General features: G+C 33.2%; 18 protein-coding genes. 15 read left to right on the plus strand and 3 right to left on the minus strand.

Annotation, left to right across the window (positions count from 1 at the left end; translation table 11 throughout):
- Window positions 1-11: 11 nt before the first annotated feature.
- Together PQF96_RS22305 and recA are read right to left on the minus strand one after the other, a co-directional pair.
- Complete coding sequence (locus tag PQF96_RS22305; protein WP_271768479.1) at window positions 12-428, minus strand: hypothetical protein; 417 nt, start codon at window positions 426-428, stop codon at window positions 12-14.
- A 175-nt stretch (window positions 429-603) separates the two neighbouring features.
- Window positions 604-1,611, minus strand: coding sequence for a recombinase RecA (gene recA / locus PQF96_RS22310; protein ID WP_109436442.1), 1,008 nt, complete (start codon window positions 1,609-1,611; stop codon window positions 604-606).
- A 677-nt stretch (window positions 1,612-2,288) separates the two neighbouring features.
- Between recA and trhO the strand changes: the two genes are divergently transcribed.
- The 11 genes from trhO to PQF96_RS22365 all read left to right on the plus strand — a co-directional run bounded on the left by trhO (window position 2,289) and on the right by PQF96_RS22365 (window position 14,943).
- Window positions 2,289-3,320, plus strand: coding sequence for an oxygen-dependent tRNA uridine(34) hydroxylase TrhO (trhO, locus tag PQF96_RS22315; protein ID WP_271768481.1), 1,032 nt, complete (start codon window positions 2,289-2,291; stop codon window positions 3,318-3,320).
- A 154-nt stretch (window positions 3,321-3,474) separates the two neighbouring features.
- Window positions 3,475-4,752 (plus strand): PSP1 domain-containing protein, encoded by a 1,278-nt coding sequence (locus tag PQF96_RS22320; protein ID WP_143918296.1) that lies wholly within the window; start codon window positions 3,475-3,477, stop codon window positions 4,750-4,752.
- Window positions 4,739-5,230 carry a gliding motility lipoprotein GldH gene (locus PQF96_RS22325; RefSeq protein ID WP_109436061.1) on the plus strand — a complete coding sequence of 164 codons (492 nt, stop codon included), beginning with the start codon at window positions 4,739-4,741 and terminating at the stop codon, window positions 5,228-5,230. Before PQF96_RS22320 ends, PQF96_RS22325 begins: the two co-directional genes overlap by 14 nt.
- A 3-nt stretch (window positions 5,231-5,233) precedes the next feature.
- A complete protein-coding gene (locus PQF96_RS22330; RefSeq protein ID WP_109436060.1) occupies window positions 5,234-7,561 on the plus strand; it encodes a penicillin-binding protein 1A in 2,328 nt (775 codons plus the stop codon).
- 102 nt (window positions 7,562-7,663) lie between these two features.
- Window positions 7,664-8,365 carry a CoA transferase subunit A gene (locus PQF96_RS22335; protein WP_109436059.1) on the plus strand — a complete coding sequence of 234 codons (702 nt, stop codon included), beginning with the start codon at window positions 7,664-7,666 and terminating at the stop codon, window positions 8,363-8,365.
- A gap of 34 nt (window positions 8,366-8,399) precedes the next feature.
- Entirely contained in the window at window positions 8,400-9,041 is a 642-nt protein-coding gene (locus tag PQF96_RS22340) for a peroxiredoxin (RefSeq protein WP_143918295.1), read from the plus strand.
- A 13-nt stretch (window positions 9,042-9,054) separates the two neighbouring features.
- A complete protein-coding gene (locus PQF96_RS22345; RefSeq protein WP_271768482.1) occupies window positions 9,055-9,393 on the plus strand; it encodes a hypothetical protein in 339 nt (112 codons plus the stop codon).
- A 2-nt stretch (window positions 9,394-9,395) separates the two neighbouring features.
- A complete protein-coding gene (locus tag PQF96_RS22350) occupies window positions 9,396-10,052 on the plus strand; it encodes a CoA transferase subunit B (protein WP_271768484.1) in 657 nt (218 codons plus the stop codon).
- A 766-nt stretch (window positions 10,053-10,818) separates the two neighbouring features.
- Window positions 10,819-11,910: a helix-turn-helix domain-containing protein gene (locus PQF96_RS22355; RefSeq protein ID WP_271768486.1), complete on the plus strand. Its 1,092-nt coding sequence runs from the start codon at window positions 10,819-10,821 to the stop codon at window positions 11,908-11,910.
- Window positions 11,911-12,430: 520 nt separating this feature from the next.
- Window positions 12,431-13,843 (plus strand): S41 family peptidase, encoded by a 1,413-nt coding sequence (locus tag PQF96_RS22360; RefSeq protein ID WP_143916547.1) that lies wholly within the window; start codon window positions 12,431-12,433, stop codon window positions 13,841-13,843.
- Between the two features lie 65 nt (window positions 13,844-13,908).
- The gene (locus PQF96_RS22365; protein WP_271768489.1) at window positions 13,909-14,943 is read left to right on the plus strand and encodes a PorV/PorQ family protein; all 1,035 of its coding nucleotides are present in this window, start codon (window positions 13,909-13,911) and stop codon (window positions 14,941-14,943) included.
- A 53-nt stretch (window positions 14,944-14,996) separates the two neighbouring features.
- Here the strand turns inward: PQF96_RS22365 and PQF96_RS22370 are convergent, their stop codons facing one another.
- Entirely contained in the window at window positions 14,997-16,688 is a 1,692-nt protein-coding gene (locus PQF96_RS22370; RefSeq protein ID WP_271768492.1) for an ABC transporter ATP-binding protein, read from the minus strand.
- A 103-nt stretch (window positions 16,689-16,791) separates the two neighbouring features.
- Here PQF96_RS22370 and PQF96_RS22375 point away from each other — a divergent pair, with 103 nt between their 5' ends.
- The 4 genes from PQF96_RS22375 (at window position 16,792) to PQF96_RS22390 (ending at window position 20,468) form a co-directional block, all read left to right on the plus strand.
- Window positions 16,792-18,243, plus strand: coding sequence for a sensor histidine kinase (locus PQF96_RS22375; protein WP_109436051.1), 1,452 nt, complete (start codon window positions 16,792-16,794; stop codon window positions 18,241-18,243).
- A 92-nt stretch (window positions 18,244-18,335) separates the two neighbouring features.
- Window positions 18,336-19,115, plus strand: a complete 780-nt coding sequence (locus PQF96_RS22380) for an enoyl-CoA hydratase/isomerase family protein (protein ID WP_271768495.1) — start codon at window positions 18,336-18,338, stop codon at window positions 19,113-19,115.
- 156 nt (window positions 19,116-19,271) lie between these two features.
- Window positions 19,272-19,835 (plus strand): TetR/AcrR family transcriptional regulator, encoded by a 564-nt coding sequence (locus PQF96_RS22385; RefSeq protein WP_271768498.1) that lies wholly within the window; start codon window positions 19,272-19,274, stop codon window positions 19,833-19,835.
- A 60-nt stretch (window positions 19,836-19,895) separates the two neighbouring features.
- Entirely contained in the window at window positions 19,896-20,468 is a 573-nt protein-coding gene (locus tag PQF96_RS22390) for a carboxymuconolactone decarboxylase family protein (RefSeq protein ID WP_271768501.1), read from the plus strand.
- Window positions 20,469-20,554 lie beyond the last annotated feature (86 nt).

The following is a 20,554-nucleotide window of genomic DNA, read 5'->3' on the forward strand; positions in this document are numbered from 1 at the left end:
TTTTAGTTTAATTATAATACAGGTACTTCTCTAATTAAAAATTGATTATCTCCATTCTCATCTTTTCCTTGCCAAAATCTAAAAATGTAAGAATCTTCTTCTCCAACCAAAAAGTCGAAAGAAACTTCTACAAGATCTGTCATGTCTAGTTCTTCACAATTCCCTCTGTTAACCACCAAATTGATTACTGATACAGTTCTTTCGTTGGCTAATCTGTCATAATCAAACCCTGCAAAAGAATGACAATTTGATGTTCTAAAATAAGAAACAGTAATTGTATAAATCTCACCACGGTTAAATTGCTCAGGGACCGAAGCATCTTGTACCGTAACTAATTCATAAAAAAAACTAGTTTCATTATCATCATTAGAACACGTTGTAGATACAGCTACAATAAAAAATATCAATATTATTCTTATCCTTCTCATAATTGGGGTTTCGAGAAATAATACAATTATTCTATTATGTAGATGTAAGTAAGTAAATAAGGTTGCTTAGGTAAGCTTAAATTTACACTTATTTTAATTATATCAGGATATAGTTACCTTTACACATAAAAAAACCCCGAAACTTCGGGGTTTTTTTTATGGTATTAAGAAAGTTTTACTCTTTTACAATTTTTATAGCTTCAATAATTTTCTGTTCGAGCTCTTCCATAAGCTCAGGATTATCATTAAGTAATGCTTTTACCGCATCTCGGCCTTGACCAAGTTTAGTATCCTGATAGCTAAACCAAGAACCACTTTTCTTTATGATTTCATAGTCAACACCAATATCAATGATTTCTCCATTTTTAGAAATACCTTGTCCGTACATGATATCAAACTCTGCAGTTCTAAATGGTGGTGCAACTTTGTTTTTGACTATTTTTACCCGTGTTTTATTTCCTTGTACCTCGCTATTACTATCTTTAATTTGTGTAGAACGGCGAATATCCAAACGAACAGAAGCATAAAACTTTAATGCATTACCACCAGTAGTAGTTTCAGGATTTCCAAACATCACTCCGATTTTTTCACGAAGCTGGTTAATAAAGATTACAGTACAGTTTGTTTTACTAATTGAGCTGGTTAGTTTTCTAAGAGCCTGTGACATTAATCTTGCATGAAGACCCATTTTAGAGTCTCCCATTTCGCCTTCGATTTCACTTTTAGGAGTAAGTGCAGCTACAGAATCGACAACTATGATGTCAATAGCTCCAGAACGAATTAAATTATCCGCAATCTCTAAGGCTTGTTCACCATTGTCGGGTTGAGAAATAATTAAATTTTCAATATCTACACCTAATTTTTCTGCATAAAAACGATCAAAAGCATGTTCAGCATCTATAAATGCTGCGATACCTCCACCTTTTTGTGCTTGAGCTATGGCGTGCAGTGTAAGGGTTGTTTTACCAGAAGATTCTGGTCCATAAATTTCTACAACTCTACCTCTGGGATATCCTCCAACACCTAAAGCTAAGTCCAAACCAAGTGATCCTGTAGGGATAACCTCCACCTCTTGGATGGCACTGTCCCCCATTTTCATTACAGTTCCTTTTCCGTATGCTTTATCTAATTTATCTAAGGTAAGTTTTAGTGCTTTTAATTTTGCGTCTTTTTCTGTACTCATTTGTTGATCAAATATATCGGGATTTGACATTCTATTGTAAACTTTTTGCTAAAGTACTATTTCTTTTTGTAGTTGTGATATGGATTCTAAAATCGTTATTAACAACAGAATATAATGGATTTATATATAATATTTCTAGAATTATAAGAATCATGATATAGTACCTAAAAAGTACTTTTTCTATTATATCACGCAACCTTATATTTTTTTTGCATCTACTATAAAAGCAAATATGAACAAAAGAAGGAGGAAGGTGATCGATGAAATTTCTTAAAAAGGTCGTAAGACATAACCTTAACCACTCTACAATTGCTAGTATTAGCAATTGTAGAGTAGAAGGTGGTTAGCTTCGTTATTATATTGATTTAGATCGTTAAATTAAGTATTAACGAATTGGCCAAAAAAATGCCTTGAATTCTTTTCAAGGCATTTTTTATATTCAGAAAATACAATTTATTGATTTTACTTCTACAGAATTATTCTCATATCTAGACTTTCATAATAGATATGTAGTATCCGTTTCATTTTTTGGGACTTGGGTTTTAAAGTTAGATAGGGTTTTTTTATAAAGAGAAAGTAAAGTTGAATCTAGTATTGGACCCTGAGATGAAAATAAAAATTATTTGTACTTTTGTGCGAAATAAATTATTCTTTTTAACTTAAAACGTAGGTATAGCATGCAACTGTACAACAAATTAAGCGCAAAAGAAAGAGCAGCTCTTATCGATGAGGCGGGTACAGACCGACTTACGCTATCTTTCTACGCATACGCAAATATTGGTAATCCAGAAATCTTTAGAAATCACCTTTTTATTCATTGGAATGAACTCGATGTCCTTGGTCGAATTTATGTAGCCAAAGAAGGAATTAATGGGCAGTTATCTGTTCCTGCGCCTAATTTTTTGGCTTTCAAAAAACACTTAGATAGTATTACCTTCCTGGAAAATGTACGTCTTAATATTGCACGAGAACAGGATGCAAAATCCTTTTTAAAACTGAAAGTAAAAGTGCGTAACAAAATAGTTGCAGATGGTCTTAATGATGATACTTTTGATGTGACTAATAAAGGAATACATGTAGATGCTTCGGCATTTAATCAACTTATAGAAGATCCAGATACTGTATTGGTTGATATGCGTAATCATTATGAGAGTGAAATCGGACATTTTAAAGGAGCCGTTACACCAGATGTTGATACGTTTAGAGATTCTTTGGATATTATAGAAGAAGATCTTAAAGAACATAAAGAGGATAAAAAACTAGTAATGTACTGCACAGGGGGTATACGATGTGAGAAAGCTAGTGCTTATTATAAACATAAAGGATTCAAAAATGTATTTCAATTAGAAGGAGGAATCATAGAATATGCAAGACAAGTAGAAGCACAAGGTCTGGAAAACAAGTTTTTAGGAAAAAACTTCGTTTTTGATCACAGAAGAGCAGAACGTATATCAGAAGATGTAATTGCTAACTGTCATCAATGTGGAGAGCCATGCGATACTCATGTAAACTGTGATAATGAGGCGTGTCATTTACTATTTATTCAATGTTCAACATGTGCCGAGACCTTTGAAAATTGTTGTTCGACAGAATGCATGGAGATTAATAGATTACCATTCGAAGAACAAAAAGCTCTTAGAAAAGGCAAAGCAAATAGTAATAAAATCTTTAAAAAAGGTCGTTCTGAAGTATTGAAATATAAACAGTAATTGCTAAAATGCAAAAGATACTATGTTGATAATTTTTTTCATAGTATCTTTATCGATTAAGATATTAGATACGGTAATCGTTTCTGATTTTAGTAAGAACCATATTTGTTGTAGTGTTTAAAGCTACAGACAAATTTCAATATAGATAGAAAATATGGGGTGTAGCAGTTGTTCCTCCGGAAATGACGGGCAACCGAAAGGATGTAAGAATAATGGTACTTGCGGTACCGATGGATGTAATAAATTGACGGTTTTTGATTGGTTGTCTAATATGTCGCTCCCTGGTGGGGCAAAACCTTTCTCATGTGTTGAAATTAGATTTAAAAACGGAAGAAAAAATTTTTATAAAAATACAGAGAATCTCTCTCTAAGTATTGGCGACATTGTAGCTACAGAATCTTCGCCAGGTCATGATGTTGGAATAGTTACTCTTACTGGTGAGCTGGTTCGTATCCAGATGAAGAAAAAGAAAGTAGAAGAAGATAGCGAAGATGTTAAGAAAATCTACAGAAAAGCAACTCAAAAAGATATTGATATTTGGCAGAAAGCGCGTGATCGAGAAGAGAGCATGAAAGTGCGTGCACGTGAAATTGCGATTAGATTAGAACTCCAAATGAAAATTTCTGATATCGAATTTCAAGGAGACGGATCTAAGGCTACTTTTTATTATACTGCAGAAGAACGTGTAGATTTCAGGCAATTGATTAAAGAATTTGCCCATGAATTTAGCACAAGAATAGAAATGCGTCAAGTAGGTTTTAGACAAGAAGCAGCTCGATTAGGGGGTATTGGTTCTTGTGGGAGAGAGCTTTGTTGCTCAACATGGCTTACCGATTTTAGATCAGTAAATACTAGTGCAGCGAGATACCAACAATTGTCTTTAAATCCACAAAAACTGGCAGGTCAATGTGGAAAATTAAAATGCTGTCTTAACTACGAGTTAGATGCTTATATCGATGCATTGAATAGTTTTCCTAAAACTGAAACAAAACTCAAGACAGAAAAAGGAACAGCAGTATGTCAGAAAATCGACATTTTTAAAGGAGTATTGTGGTATGCTTATGAAGGAGAATGGATGAATTGGCATAAAATAACCGCCGAAGATGTAAATGAAATTATTGCATCTAATATAAATAACGAAAAAGTAGCAAGTCTGGAAGATTTTGCTTCTGAACTTATAGAGGATACTAAAACAGATTTTGAGAACGTTGTAGGACAGGATAGTCTAACGAGATTTGATCAACCTAAACGTAGTAATAGAAGAAGAAATCGTAATAAAAGGAAAAATAAAAAAAGAGGATCTTCAGAAAAACAAACTGTAGCTTCAAATAAATCAAAAGCGGGAAATTCTGAAAACAAAAACTCAAATAAATCAAACAATCAACCTAATAAAAAACGTAGGTCTAGGAATAAAAACAATGGTAAATCTTAGATTTTTTTTAATAGTTTTTATTATAATTGGAATAGTTTCTTGTGATGACAAGCAGGTTTTTGATGAATATCAAACCGTAGCAGATGCATGGGAGATAAATGAGAAGGTAAGTTTTACAATACCAGAACTCGATTCTCTACAAGACTATAATTTGTTTATTAATGTTCGTAATAATAACTCTTACAGATACAGCAATTTATTTTTGATCAGTGAGATGAAATTTCCTAATGGAAAAGTAATCACTGACACTTTAGAATATCGTTTGGCCGCGCCAGATGGACAATGGTTAGGCACTGGCTTTTCTGAACTTAAAGAGAATAAATTGTGGTACAAGGAAAAAGTAAAGTTTAAAGAACAAGGACAATATATGATAACGTTACAGCATGCTATGAGAAAGAATGGTGAAGTAAATGGCATAACATCGTTAGAAGGAATAACAGATATTGGATTTAGAATAGAATACGCGCAAAACCCTTAGGATATGGCAAAGGCAACACCCAAGTCGACAAAAAAAAGAAAAAAGACTCCAGCAAATAATACCATAAAATTTATAAAAGGATTCTGGATACTATTTGGATCAGGGATATTTTTAGTTATATTATTATTCCTTTTTGCGAGTTGGGGAGTATTTGGTGAGATGCCAACATTTGAGGACTTAGAAAACCCACAAAATGACTTAGCAACTCAGATTATTTCTTCTGATGGGGTGCAAATAGGAACTTTTTTTGATGAAAACCGTACTCCTGTAAATTATAATGATTTACCCGAACATTTGGTAAACGCATTGGTAGCTACAGAAGATGCAAGGTATTATAGTCATTCTGGTATCGACGGTAGAGGTACAGTAAGAGCATTTGTCTTTTTGGGAACCAAAGGTGGAGCAAGTACAATATCACAGCAATTGGCTAAACAATTATTTACAGGAGGGTCTAGAAATATATGGGAGCGAATCACGCAAAAACTTAAAGAATGGGTGATAGCTACCCGCCTAGAGAGACAGTATACTAAAAATGAGATTATTGCTATGTATCTCAACAAGTATGATTTTCTTAATCAGGCCATAGGGATAAGTTCTGCATCTAGAATTTATTTTGGTAAAACACTAAAAGATCTTAAAATAGAAGAAGCTGCTGTATTAGTAGGAATGCTAAAAAATTCATCTTTATACAATCCATTACGCAGACCCGAACTGGTAAGAGATAGAAGGAATACCGTACTTGGACAAATGTATAAATACGGTTATATTGGCGAAAAAGAAAAAAATGCTTTGCAAGAATTACCATTACAATTAGAGTATTCTCCAGAAGGCCATAAAGATGGAACAGCACAGTATTTTAGAGAATATGTGAGAAGTTGGATGGCAAACTGGGTAAAAGAGAACCCTAAAGGAGAAAATGAAGAAGGAGATCCAGAGTATTATGATATCTATAGAGATGGGTTGCGAATTAATGTAACTATAGATTCTCGTATGCAAAAATATGCAGAAGCAGCAGTGCAAGAACATATGTCTAACCTTCAAAAAGAGTTTGATAAGCAAGAGAAGAAAAACAAAACTACTCCGTTTAGAAACATTACAGAGGCAGAGAAAGAATCAATTCTCAAAAGAGCGATTAAAAGTTCTGCAAGAAGAAAGAAAATGCTTAGTGCTGGTAAAAGTGAGAAAGAAATCAATGCATCTTTTGACATAAAGACAGAGATGACCATATTTAGCTGGAAAGGTGATATTGATACCATTATGACCCCGAGAGATTCAATTTTATACTATAAAAAATTCTTACGATCTGGGTTAATGTCAATGGAGCCACAAACGGGGCATGTTAAAGCTTGGGTAGGAGGGGTTAACTATACACATTTTCAATATGATCATGTGTACCAGGGGGCACGTCAGGTTGGATCTACATTTAAGCCTTTTGTGTATGCTACGGCAATAGATCAGCTTAAACTTTCTCCTTGTGATACACTACCATTGTCACAAATAACTATTTCTGCAGGTAGTCATGGAGTTACAGAAGATTGGACTCCTAAAAATAGCGATGGAGAATATACAGGATACCTAAGCCTTAAATCTGCTTTAGCAAAATCTGTGAATACAATTTCTGCTCGCTTAATGGATAAAATAGGTCCAGAACCTATTGCCCGGTTAGCCACAAAAATGGGAGTAAAATCGCCAATTACACCAGTCGCTTCGATTGCACTAGGATCGGTAGATTTAAAATTATCAGAAATGGTAGGCGCCTACAGCACCTTTGCAAATCAGGGAATTTATACTAAACCTGTTACGATTACCAGTATTGAAGATAAAAATGGGGCAATATTGTATCAATTTGTTCCAGAAACCAAAGATGTAATTAGTAAAGAAGCAGCCTATGTTACTATTAATTTAATGGAAGGAGTTACACATTCAGGCTCAGGAGTGCGTTTACGAACAGGGGCTTCTTCAAGATATGATTTAAAAAATGTAGTTACTGGACATCCCTATCAATTCACAAATCCAATTGCAGGTAAGACAGGAACGACCCAAAACCAAAGTGATGGTTGGTTTATGGGAATTGTTCCAAACTTGGTTACAGGAGTATGGGTTGGTGCAGATGATAGAGCAACACATTTTCAGACTACCAAATTCGGACAAGGAGCTACAATGGCATTGCCAATCTGGGGATTGTATATGAAAAAATGCTATACAGATAAGACTTTGGAGGTTTCTACAGGTGCATTTCCTAAGCCAGAAGAACTAACTATTGAAGTAGATTGTAAAGTCTTTAGAGAGAGTAATATTCAAGATGAAAATATAGATGAGTTTAGTATGTAAAGAGGACTTTGTTCATCGATTAAATTATTCATAAAACTATCTTATTTCAAACGATCTAATCCTATTTTTTTAGTACTTTTAGTCTGCTAAAATTAGAACATTATGATTCGTAAAACGGTACCCAATGTTACCGAAGCTTTGACAGGAGTCAAAGATGATATGACCTTTATGTTGGGAGGGTTTGGGTTATGTGGTATTCCAGAAAATGCTATCGCAGAACTTGTAAAACTCAATATTAAAGGACTTACTTGTATATCAAATAATGCAGGAGTAGATGATTTTGGATTAGGGCTTTTACTTCAGAAAAAGCAAATCAACAAAATGATTTCTTCCTATGTTGGAGAAAACGATGAATTTGAACGACAAATGCTAAGTGGAGAATTGGATGTAGAACTTATCCCACAAGGAACACTGGCAGAACGATGTCGTGCTGCACAAGGCGGGTTTCCTGCATTTTATACTCCAGCAGGTTACGGTACCGAAGTAGCAGAAGGAAAAGAAACAAGAGAGTTTAATGGTAAAATGTATGTGTTAGAACATGCATTTAAAGCTGATTTTGCATTTGTAAAAGCATGGAAGGGAGATGAAGCGGGAAACCTTATTTTTAAAGGAACCGCTAGAAATTTTAACCCTTGTATGTGTGGAGCGGCAAAGATAACCGTAGCCGAAGTAGAAGAATTAGTTCCTGCAGGAAGTCTTAATCCTGATGAAATACATATCCCTGGGATATTTGTACAACGAATTTTTCAAGGAAAAGACTACGAAAAAAGAATAGAACAACGTACAGTACGTACAAGAGAATAATTTTTGATATTTTAAATTTTTAAACACATAAATCATGGCGGTATTACGATTAGGAGATGAGGCACCAAACTTTGATGCACAAACTACAGAAGGTGAAATTAATTTTCATAACTGGTTAGGGGATAACTGGGGAATTCTTTTTTCGCATCCAGCAGATTACACCCCTGTTTGTACAACAGAATTAGGAACGGTAGCAAAATATACAGAAGAATTTAATAAGCGTAATGTAAAAGTGGCTGCGTTAAGTGTTGATGGTGTAGAATCTCATCATGGATGGATAAAAGATATTAATGAGACACAACATACTACAGTTAATTTTCCGATTATAGCTGATGAGGATAGAAAAGTATCAGAGCTGTATGATATGATCCATCCTAATGCAGATAGCCAATTAACGGTGCGATCTGTTTTTGTAATAGGACCAGATAAGAAAATTAAACTTACTATTACTTATCCGGCATCTACAGGTAGAAATTTTGATGAATTATTACGCGTTATAGATTCACTTCAATTAACAGCATATCATAAAGTGGCAACTCCAGCAAATTGGAATCACGGAGAGGATTGTGTTATTGTTCCTTCTGTAACTAATGAAGAAATCCCTAATCTATTTCCTAAAGGACATAAAGAAATCAAACCATATCTTAGGATGACACCACAGCCTAATTTGAATTAATCAAAACTTTTATATGAAGCTAGAATTTACGTGTTCACAATGTAAAATTCAGAACAAATTCGTTCCAGTCGTTTCTACAAGAGGACAATTACAAATGCAAGTTGGGGATGAGGTTGAGGTTGAGTGTAAGTATTGTAATAGAAAAGATAAAAAACATATTAATAGAATTGATGCAGTGGTAGATAATAAAAAGATTTTGATTGTATTCATTATAAGTATGGTGATTTCGGTTGTTTTATTTTTTATGTTTGGACTGATAGGATCTTTGGTAATATCATTACCTATATTAATGTGGATTCAGGAAGGTAAATCAACAAGTGATTTTAATTCATATAAGATTAGAAGAAAATAGATATGCTTGATAAAAACGGAATAGCAAAACGTATCGCTAAAGAGCTTAAAGACAAATATTTTGTTAATTTAGGAATCGGTATACCAACGCTGGTGGCAAATTATATACCACAAGGTATTGAAGTCGAGTTTCAGAGTGAGAACGGAGTTTTAGGAATGGGACCTTTTCCATTTGAGGGAGAGGAAGATGCAGATGTCATTAATGCTGGAAAACAAACCATTACTACTATGCCTGGTGCATCATTTTTTGATTCGGCTATGAGTTTTAGTATGATTAGAGGTCAGCATGTAGATCTGACCATCCTGGGAGCAATGGAAGTTGCTGAAAACGGAGATATTGCAAATTGGAAAATCCCTGGTAAAATGGTAAAAGGAATGGGAGGAGCAATGGATCTAGTCGCAAGTGCAGAGAACATTATTGTAGCCATGATGCATACCAATAGGGCAGGAGAATCTAAATTACTTAAAAGATGCTCGCTTCCTCTTACAGGAGTAGGTTGTGTTAAAAAAATAGTTACTAATTTGGGTTTTCTTGAAGTGACCAATGACGGTTTTAAACTTTTAGAAAGAGCCCCTGGAGTTTCTGTTGAGGATATTAAAAATGCAACCGAAGGAAATCTCATAATTAAAGGAGATATTCCTGAAATGATATTGGATTGATTTAATCTAATTCTTTTGATATCCTAACGAATAATAATTAAAGGTTTACGGATAATAAATTAATAAAAGAAACGTTTGATATAAAACAGTACCAAATTGCTCTTCTTTGAAAGAAAAATACTACACTTTCAATGGTTTTTCTATTGTCTTAAACCTTTACTTTAACCTGTAAAAACAAGCTCCACAACCTTAAATGTTAAAATTTTGGGTATTTTGTCGATTTATTACGTATTTAAACGCTATTATTGAAAATAATTTGCATATTAGTGTCCCCTTAAAAAAGAATGCCCCCTATTAACATTGTTTTTTGAGATTAAAATAAATTATTAACCCACACAAGTTTCCCCTATTATGAAAAAGCGTATTAATCGTATACAGAGATCAGTTAGACCCACAATGGAATTGATTTCTAATTGTATGTATGTTGCGAAGAAAGTATTTTTGTTGATGTGATTTTTTGTTGTTAATCAGTCGCAACCTCCCCAAGTCGCGATGAATTAAACCTGTTAGACTTACGTAGCTTAACAGGTTTTTTTATTTCGACCGATTAGATGATTACGACGCTTAAAAATTTATGAAGTTCAGATAGAGAATAGTTTCTAAAAGTATCAAAATAACCTTAATTCAGTATAGTTCAAATACCTAATAAGGTAATTGATGTATAAAAAAACTAGCAAATCAACTTATATTTATCCTATAAATAAAACGAGTTTTTTAGACCAACTAACATTAACAATACATCAAGCTCAATTAATTTTTTCAAATATTGAATACTATACTATTAGGTTTTGCAATTCTTGCCAGTGGAATTATAGGATATTTTATCAGTATCTCATTGGTCACCACTCCTTTTTATAAAAATCCCGCAAATAACTATCTCTCTCTGTCATTGTTCTTGCTAACAAGTTTGACTTTGTTAGGGTGGTTTAACATAGAAGATACGGTTTTAGAATTTTTAAACAATCCTGTATTGGAGTACCTGGTAGGAGTTACTCTATTTACCTATTTTCTAATTCAAATTGAACATAAGTACCTTAAACAAAGCTGGTATAAATGGCTTTATCTTCCTTTTATTGGCGCTTTGATTATAGAAACTATTCTTTATTTAGATACTATTTTTAACTTCTATAATTCAGATTTTGTTGATCTGCAATTGCATATTATGGATAATGGATCATTTTTCTATAATGTTTTTTTGATCTTTTGGGGGAGGAAATTAATAAAAGGTTCTAAGACTATTTCAGAAGATAAAAAGCGTTGGCTGTTAAGATTAAACCTTTTTATGATATACATTATTATTATGTGGCTGTTGTCTACCATAGAATTCTATGTATTCGATTCAGAATATGCTACAAGTTTTCTATGGGTACTGCTTTCTTTTTTATCGTGGTGGGTGTTGTATTACGGAGTGTTCAGACTACAATTAGTAGTGCAAAAAGACGAAATACACCAATATTTAGTTTCAAAAAAGACAAATAGTACTAAGACAAAAAAGAAAATAAACGAAATTAAAGTTTCCAAAATTATTAGTCAATTATATGAGATGATGGATGAAGAGGAACTGTATAAAAACCCTCTTTTGAGTAGATCAGACCTGTCAAATCGATTAGAAACTAGCGAAAGATATTTATCGCAAATTATAAATCAAGAGCTTAACAAAAGTGTGATTCAATTTGTGAATGAATATCGAATTGAAGCGTCTAAAAACCTATTGCAAAATCCAGTATTTAATAAATATTCTGTTGAGGCGATTGGTATGGAGGCCGGTTTTAAATCTAAAAGTGTTTTTTATAGTACTTTCAAAACCAGTGAAGGAGTATCGCCTGGTGCTTACAGAAAGCTTCAAAAACAGTCCTAATTTATATAATTATCCCGTATTAGGACTTCTACAATTCTAAAATTGCATTTTTATTTTTTTGATTCAGATACTTTTACTTCGGTTAATCAAAAAAACATAATAATGACTAAAATAGTTTTTGCCTCCTTTTTAGCAATGAGTTCTTATTTAGGGTTTTCTCAAAATGAAAAAGACATATCGGTAGAAAAATCAGTTTTGGTATTCAAACAGGATTATTAGGTATATGGGCGCACAATGAATTAAAATTATCAAATCAAATTGCATTACGAAGTGAAATATGTTTTGGAGGTCTTAATACATCAAATATTAAACCTGTAATAGCATTAGAACCTCGTTGGTATTACAATCTAAAAAAACGGCTGATAAAAATAAAAGAATAGATGGCAATATTGGATATCGTTTTTAGCAATTTTCATAATCCTTAAATAGCAAAGAATACCGTTTTCTTTGGATCAAGTGTTTTTTGAATAGATGATCAAACGTTACAATTTTCAACTATAATAATTTCAAAAATAAAACTATGATGAATTCATATATCAACATAAAAACAGAAACAATAAAGTATGTTAATGCGTGTTTGCTAATACTCATTTTATTAATTTTTACCGCTTGTCAATCTGATGATGACATGCCTGCTACGCCACAAGATTCAACCAATGGATTTTGGTCAATAGCAGATAAAGGTTGGATTTTTGAATTTACCGATGGAAATGATGTGTTTTACAACACAAATGCTGCTGGTTGCTCAATTCAAAACGATGATTTTGTTCTTCAGGATTTCTTTGGATTTGACTTTGATCTTATCAGCGAAAATGAACTTGTTGCCTCTTCAGAATTATCAGATTCTGAAATAAAATTTGTTCGATTACCAAATCAGAATCCAAACTGCCTACCTGATCAAATTTCTGACACAGAAGACCCTCAAGTAAATTTTGATCATTTCTGGAACATCTTTAATGATTATTATGCTTTTTTTGAAACAAGAAATATTGATTGGTCTCAATATGAAGGTTTACGAGATCAAATAACAGCAGAAAATTTTTATGATACTTTAGAAGAGTTAGTCTTTTTATTAGAAGATGGTCATGTAAGTATTACAGATGAAAATAATGCTATTCAAATTGAATCAGGAAATCCTAAATTATATGAAAGATTAAATGCTAACCTAAGTGGAGATCTTATCATAGAGAATGGGGACGATTATGATGCTCTTTTCAATCAAAAAGCGATAACAATAGTATCAAAATATTTAGGAGGAGATTTTGAAATAGATGAGAGAGAGAAGATTATATGGGGGTTGATTAATGATGATGTTGGGTATATTCTTGTTTCGGCCATGGAAGGATATGGAACAAATTTTAATAATGAATTATCTACATTAAATACTGTTTTAGATACGATAATGAATGATCTTAAAGAATCTGGGGTTTCTAAACTAATTCTCGATATGCGTTTTAACGATGGAGGATATGATACTGTAGCTTTAAATATGGTATCCCGTTTTATGGATCAGGAGCGAGTTTCATATTATAAAAAAGCTAGATTAGGTGATGGTTTTACAGAAAATAAACCCTTTTCTGTTGGGCCACGCGGGGATTTTCAATTCACTGGAGATATTGTATTGCTTACAAGCCCTTTTACCATAAGTGCAGCAGAACTTTTTACATTATGCATGAAAGATTTACCGAATGTAACCCTAGTAGGAGAAAATACAAATGGCGCTTTTTCTACTATTCTTACGCATGTATTGCCTAATGGAGCAGAAATAGGATTATCAAACGAAATATATAGTGATGCACAAGGAGAAGTATTTGAAGCTATTGGAATTGGACCTGAAAATCAAGAAAATCGAGTGCCATTTTTGTCAACTATAGATTTTCAAGAAGAAAAAGATAGCGGAATAGAACGTGCTTTTGAATTGCTAAACAATTAGACGGTATCTATGGCGTTGTTTACCTAGAGCGGTAAACTGCTATACGACGTAACGTAACTAAAATTATGAGAAATGTTTTCATATTCACTTTAACATGTTTCGGCTGTCTGTCTGCTCAACAGAATAATGTGACCACAGTAAGAGATGGTTTTATTGGTATTGTAACAGATGGTAGGGCGGCTGGTCAAGGTGATGTTGGGGTAGGAACATCTACCGATGCTTTTTCTCAATTTTGGAATCCTGCAAAACATGTGTTTTCTGATAAAGCATGTGAAATAGGAATTACTCAAGTTCTTGGAAATAACCAAGAGTTTAATGAGCTTAATCAATTAAATCTAAGTTTTTATAATAAACTCGATACCCGCAGTGCCTATGGCTTAGGTTTTCGAGGTTATGCTTATGAAATCAGTAAATTTGTGGCATTCAGAACTAGAACTATTCAAGCCGCTCTAGAATTATCTATAGATGGTTCTTATTCGCTAAGATTGAGTGATACGTTTGCAATGTCGGTTGGGGGGCGTTTCATTTTATTAGAGGATAAAGTTCTTCTTTTAGATGAGTTTAGTGATGTATCAAGTCTATATGGTATCGATGTTTCAGGATTCTATTATGGAAATGAAATAGCATACAAGAAATTTAATGGTAGATGGAGAGCAGGGTTTCATTTTTCCAATTTAAGAGGGAGGTCTTTAAATGACAATAAACCTATTGAAATTTATGCTCCTTCTACTCTAAGTATAGGAACAGGTTTTGACTTTATTTTTAACCAGGAAAAAATACTTGGGATTACTACAGAGTATAAAACATTACTTGATTCATATGTTGAGAATACTAATGGAGAAAACCTTGGTTTTGGTTTAGAAGGCTCGGTAATAGCATTGGGCTTAGAGTTTGCATATAAAGAAAAATTAATAGCAAGAAGTGGTTATTCTCATGGTATAAATCGACTAACAGATTCTTTTGTCTCTATTGGCGCTGGTTTCAAAGGAAAATATGTTGATTTAGACGTTGCTAGTTTATTAGGACTATCAGAAGAAGAGAACCCAATACGAGAAAAGTTACGTGTATCGTTGAGTCTTAATTTAGAAGAAATTTTATAGAGCAGAAGGAGTCGCTATTTTTATTTTGGTTATGATGTTATATGAAAATGTATCTACCTGCTTTTAGGAATTGCCTGTATTAACTTTTTAGTATATTCTTTTTGTGGGTTTTCATATATTGTATCTGCATCTCCTTGCTCTTCTATTTTACCACTATTCATTACCAATAATTGGTCAGACATGTATTTTACCACAGCAAGATCATGAGAAATAAAAATATACGTAAACCCAAAATTATCTTTTAATTCATTTAATAGGTTAAGTACCTGAGCTTGTACAGATATATCCAGTGCACTTACAGATTCATCACATATAATGAGCTTTGGCTGTAAAGCTATGGTTCGGGCAATACCGATGCGTTGTCTTTGTCCTCCGCTAAATTCATGTGGGTAACGGTTAAAATGTTCCTCGCTAAGGCTTACTCGGTTTAGCAATTCTAATACTTTTTCTTTTCTTTCTGCATCATTCTGATATAACTTATGAGCTTGCATAGGTTCCATGATAGCTTTTCCTACGGTAATTCTTGGATTAAGAGATGCAAAAGGATCCTGAAATATAAGTTGGATTTCTTTTCGAAGAGACCTTATTGTAGAGCCTGATAATCGTGTAATATCTTCACCTTTATAAATAATTTGACCTTTATTTGCTCTGTCTAATTGTAAAATGGTATTTCCCAAAGTTGATTTTCCACAGCCTGATTCTCCTACAAGCCCCAGGGTTTCGCCTTCATATAGTTTAAAACTTACATCATCCACGGCTTTAAACTCTGCTTTGCCAAATAACCCTACTTTAGAAAAGTAACTTTTTTCAACATTAAGAACTTCTAATAAAGGTGGATTGCTATATAAGTTTTGATGATTTTGAGCTCGCTTTTCTTTAGTAATCACTTCCCGGTCTTTATCACCATCATCAAGAAAATCGGCTATAGTTGGTAGTTTTTTAAACCTGATATCCATAGGAGGTCTTGCATTAATTAGCGCTTTGGTATATTCTTTTTCGGGATTATGAAATATATTGTGTGTCGTATTGTATTCTACCATTTTCCCTTGATACATGACAAGAACGTGATCTGCTATTTCTGAAACCAGAGATAGATCATGTGAAATAAATAGAACACTCATTTTGTATTCTGCCTGTAAGCTTTTAAGCAACTCAATAATTTCTTTTTGTACAGTAACATCAAGTGCTGTGGTTGGCTCATCAGCAATTAGTAGTTTTGGTTTACACGCAATCGCCATAGCAATCATAATTCGTTGCTTTTGACCACCACTTAATTGATGAGGGTATGAAGTATAAGCACGAACAGGGTCAGGAAGTTTTACCTTATGAAACAAAGAAAGGACCTCGGCTTTTATCTCGGTTTTGGATAAGTCAGTATGTTGATGCAGGATTTCGGCAACCTGTTTTCCACATTTCATAGATGGATTCAAAGAGCTCATAGGTTCCTGAAAAATCATAGCTATCTCATTACCACGAATTGATCTATATTCTTTTTGATTAAGACCAGTTAGAGATTTGCCATCATAATTAATGTCTCCTTTGGTGATATTCGAGATTTTATTGGGGAGCAAACCAAGGATGGCAAGAGATGCTACCGATTTACCACTACCAGATTCTCCTACAACTCCTAAGATCTCGTTTTTTTGAATACTAAAAGATAGATCAAATAGAACTTGATTTTCTTTGTCTTCTGACAAAAAAGAGACGCAAAGATTTTGCACAGAAAGTAATGTAGAATTGTCCATAAAGTAAAAGCTAGGTAAATTTAGGAAATTCGAAGCTTTTTGAGATTTCTTTTTACAACTATTTTGGTGCGATATTTGCTATCTTTATGGTTCAAAAAATAATATGAGGCTACTAAGACTTTCTCTTCGTACACGAATTTTTATCTCGATGACTTTATTGATTTTTCTAGCTTCAATATTGATTGCAGCTGTTACTGTTTATCAATATAAAGAAGAAGCAGAAGAATATCACAGGGAACGTTTAGAAAGAAAAGAAGAACGAATACAAATTGCTATTGATAATGTTTTAAAGAGTACAACATATCCTGTAGAAGAAGATAATATAACCCTTATTTTTAGAGAAAAGAATCGTATTTATCAGATTTCAGAAGAACATTCATTGCCAATTAATATCTATAGTCTTTCTGGTAAGTTATTGATCAAGTCAGAAGCAGCTTTTATAAAAGACACAGTGCAATTGAACTCATTGATTATAGATACACTTTCTTCTCAATTTGATAAGAGATACCTGGTGGAGTCTGAGAGGAATGAGGGGAAATTTTTGACTTCCTATACTTATATTACTGATCGTAAAGCAAAACCATTAGCAATACTTAATCTTCCTTATTTAGAAGATAATGATTTGATTACTAGAGAGTTATTTGAATTTTTAAAGCGTTTAGGGCAAGTATATTTATTAATGCTTTTGATTGCAATTGCATTAGCCTATTTTCTGTCTAAATATATTACAAGATCATTGAAAACAATTTCTGAAACGATTGATCAAACCCGGCTTGATAAACGAAATAAGAGAATCGAAATTGGAGATGCAAGTGATGAAATCTACTCTTTGGTGAATGCGTATAATAGCATGATTGATGAGTTAGAAGAAAGTGCTGTCATGTTGGCTAAAAGCGAAAGAGAAGCAGCATGGAGGGAAATGGCAAAACAAGTAGCGCATGAAATCAAAAACCCATTAACACCGATGCGGTTAACTGTTCAGAGTTTTCAACGAAAATTTGATGCTAATGATCCTAATATTGATCAGAAAATACAGGAATATAGCGATACCTTAATTCAACAGATAGATACAATGAGTTCTATAGCTTCTGCATTTTCTAATTTTGCGCAGATGCCTGCTCAAAAAAGTGAAACTCTGGATGTAGTAAAGATTGTAGGATTGGCACTAGATATATTTAACGAAGGATATATTGTTTTCCCTTCAGAAAAAGAAAAAATCATAGCAGAATTCGATAGAACCCAACTTATAAGAGTAGTTACCAATTTGGTAAAAAATGGAATACAGGCAATTCCAGAAGATCGTACTCCAAAAATTATTGTAGATGTTTTTACCGACGGAAATGATGTGGTAATTACTGTTGCAGATAATGGAATCGGAATTAATGAAGAAAATAAAAAGAAGGTTTTTGAACCCAAGTTTACAACAAAGACAAGCGGAATGGGATTAGGTTTAGGAATGGTAAAAAATATTGTGGAAACCTATAATGGAAGTATTACCTTTACCTCTCGGGAAGAAAAAGGAACTGTTTTTAAAGTCAGGTTTCCCAAGGAGTAAATCAAAAAGCCTCTCACAACTGTAAATTTTGAAATAATTTAATTTATACAACAATTATAGTCTCGTAAATGCGAGAAAGAAAATAACTTTTTATGTACACTAATATTCTCACATCTCAAAACAAAGGAATTACAAGGATTACAATAAACCGTCCATCAAAATTAAATGCACTTAATAAAGAAACAATACAAGAATTACATGCTGCTTTTAGAGTAGCTGATCTTGATGCTGATACCAAAGTTATTATTGTTACCGGAAGTGGAGAAAAAGCTTTTGTAGCCGGAGCAGATATCAGTGAATTTGCTGATTTTTCTGTTGCCGAAGGAGGAAAACTGGCAGAAAAAGGTCAGGAAGTATTGTTTGACTTTGTTGCGAATCTTTCTACACCTGTAATTGCAGCTGTCAATGGTTTTGCGTTAGGAGGTGGATTAGAATTAGCAATGGCTGCGCATTTTAGAATAGCCAGCGACAATGCAAAAATGGGACTACCAGAGGTTTCTTTAGGAGTGATCCCGGGATACGGCGGTACGCAGCGATTACCACAATTGGTTGGTAAAGGTAGAGCTATGGAAATGATCATGACAGCAGGAATGATTGATGCTAATCAAGCATCACAGTATGGTTTGGTTAATCATGTTACCAGTCAGGAAGAATTAATATCATTAGCCGAAAAACTGGCAGGAAAAATTATGAGAAACTCTTCTGTGGCTATTGGTGCAGCGATCAAATCGGTAAATGCCGCATACGAAGATGGAGTGAATGGATTTAAAATGGAAATCGAACAGTTTGGTAACTGTTTTGGTACCGAAGACTTTAAAGAAGGAACTACAGCTTTTCTTGAAAAACGTAAAGCAGACTTTCCTGGGAAGTAGTTAGTTTATTAAGATAATAAACATATGACCCCTATAGATTTTATCTGTAGGGGTTTGTACTTTTAAGATACAAGAAAAGATACTATTGGTTTTTAGTTGTGGAATTATTTTTTTATTTCTAAGCAATTGATTAGTTTTGAATCATAAAATAAGTTTTTGGCAAGAAGAAAAGAATATAAGGAAGAAGAAGTAATAGAAAAAGCGATGCAGCTTTTTTGGAGAAATGGCTATGAGACTACTTCTGTGCGAATGTTGGAGAAAGAGATGGGGATTAACCAATTTTCTGTCTATGCTAGTTTTGGCAATAAACAAGGAGTATTTTTAGAAAGTATAAAATGTTATAAGAAAAAAGCACAATTTGAACTCATTGATAGATTAGATAACTCTGATGGAGTAGAAGGAATAAAACAATATTTCTATAATTTTATTGAATTTTCAAAAGATAATAATAGCAATAAAGGATGCTTGCTTACTAATACAGTAAATGAACTCGGGGAGAATGCAGATACATTAATTATGTCAGAAATTGTAAAATTTGCTACAAATGTTAAGGAGTCTTTTATAAATAAATTAAGCTTTAATTCTCAAAAGGATAAGGTTACAATAGATAAACAGGCAAATTATCTTATGGTAGCATTACAAGGGTTATCTGTAGCATCAAAAATGTTTAATGCAAAACAGTTGGATGACTTTATTGAAGTTACATTCAAAAACGTGTAAGTTTTTTTATACCAAAACTAAGCAATTGCTTAGAAATATTAATTTAAATTTTTTAGTACCATGAACACATTAAAAACAATGACTTTAGAACCAAAAACAATCGAAAATGCAGATGGAGTTTCGAGTAAAATACTGGAGAATACAGAAAAAAAACTAGGTTTTATTCCCAATATGTACTTAGGTATGGCAAATAACCCTGCGTTATTAGATAGTTATGTTGCAGGGTATAATTCATTTAGGGCAAATTCTGGTTTTACTCCGCAAGAACAAGAGGTTGTATTGCTATCTGTTGCCTTTGAAAACGGCTGTGAATACTGTATGGCAGCACATAGTTTTGTAGGAGATCATATGACCAATGTGCCTGCAGAAGTAACCAATGCAATTCGTGATAATGCTGAAATACCAGATGATAAATTGAAGGCATTAAGTTTGTTTACAAAAATCGTTACTTCAACAAGAGGATTACCCTTACAAACAGATATTGATAGTTTTCTAAGTGCTGGTTATACCGAAAAACATATTCTTGGTGTTATCACGGTGGTGGGTATTAAGACAATGAGTAACTATTTTAATCATATTTTTAATACAGCTGTTGATGATGTTTTTAAAGATCGGGTATGGAAAAAAGCATAGTATAAGATCTAAAAGTATATACAGATAATGAATAAAAAGCACAACTTTTAAGAGTTGTGCTTTTTTTGCTTCAAGTAATATTATTT

This window comes from Aquimarina algiphila (genome assembly GCF_947494415.1).
GTDB classification, from domain to species: domain Bacteria; phylum Bacteroidota; class Bacteroidia; order Flavobacteriales; family Flavobacteriaceae; genus Aquimarina; species Aquimarina algiphila.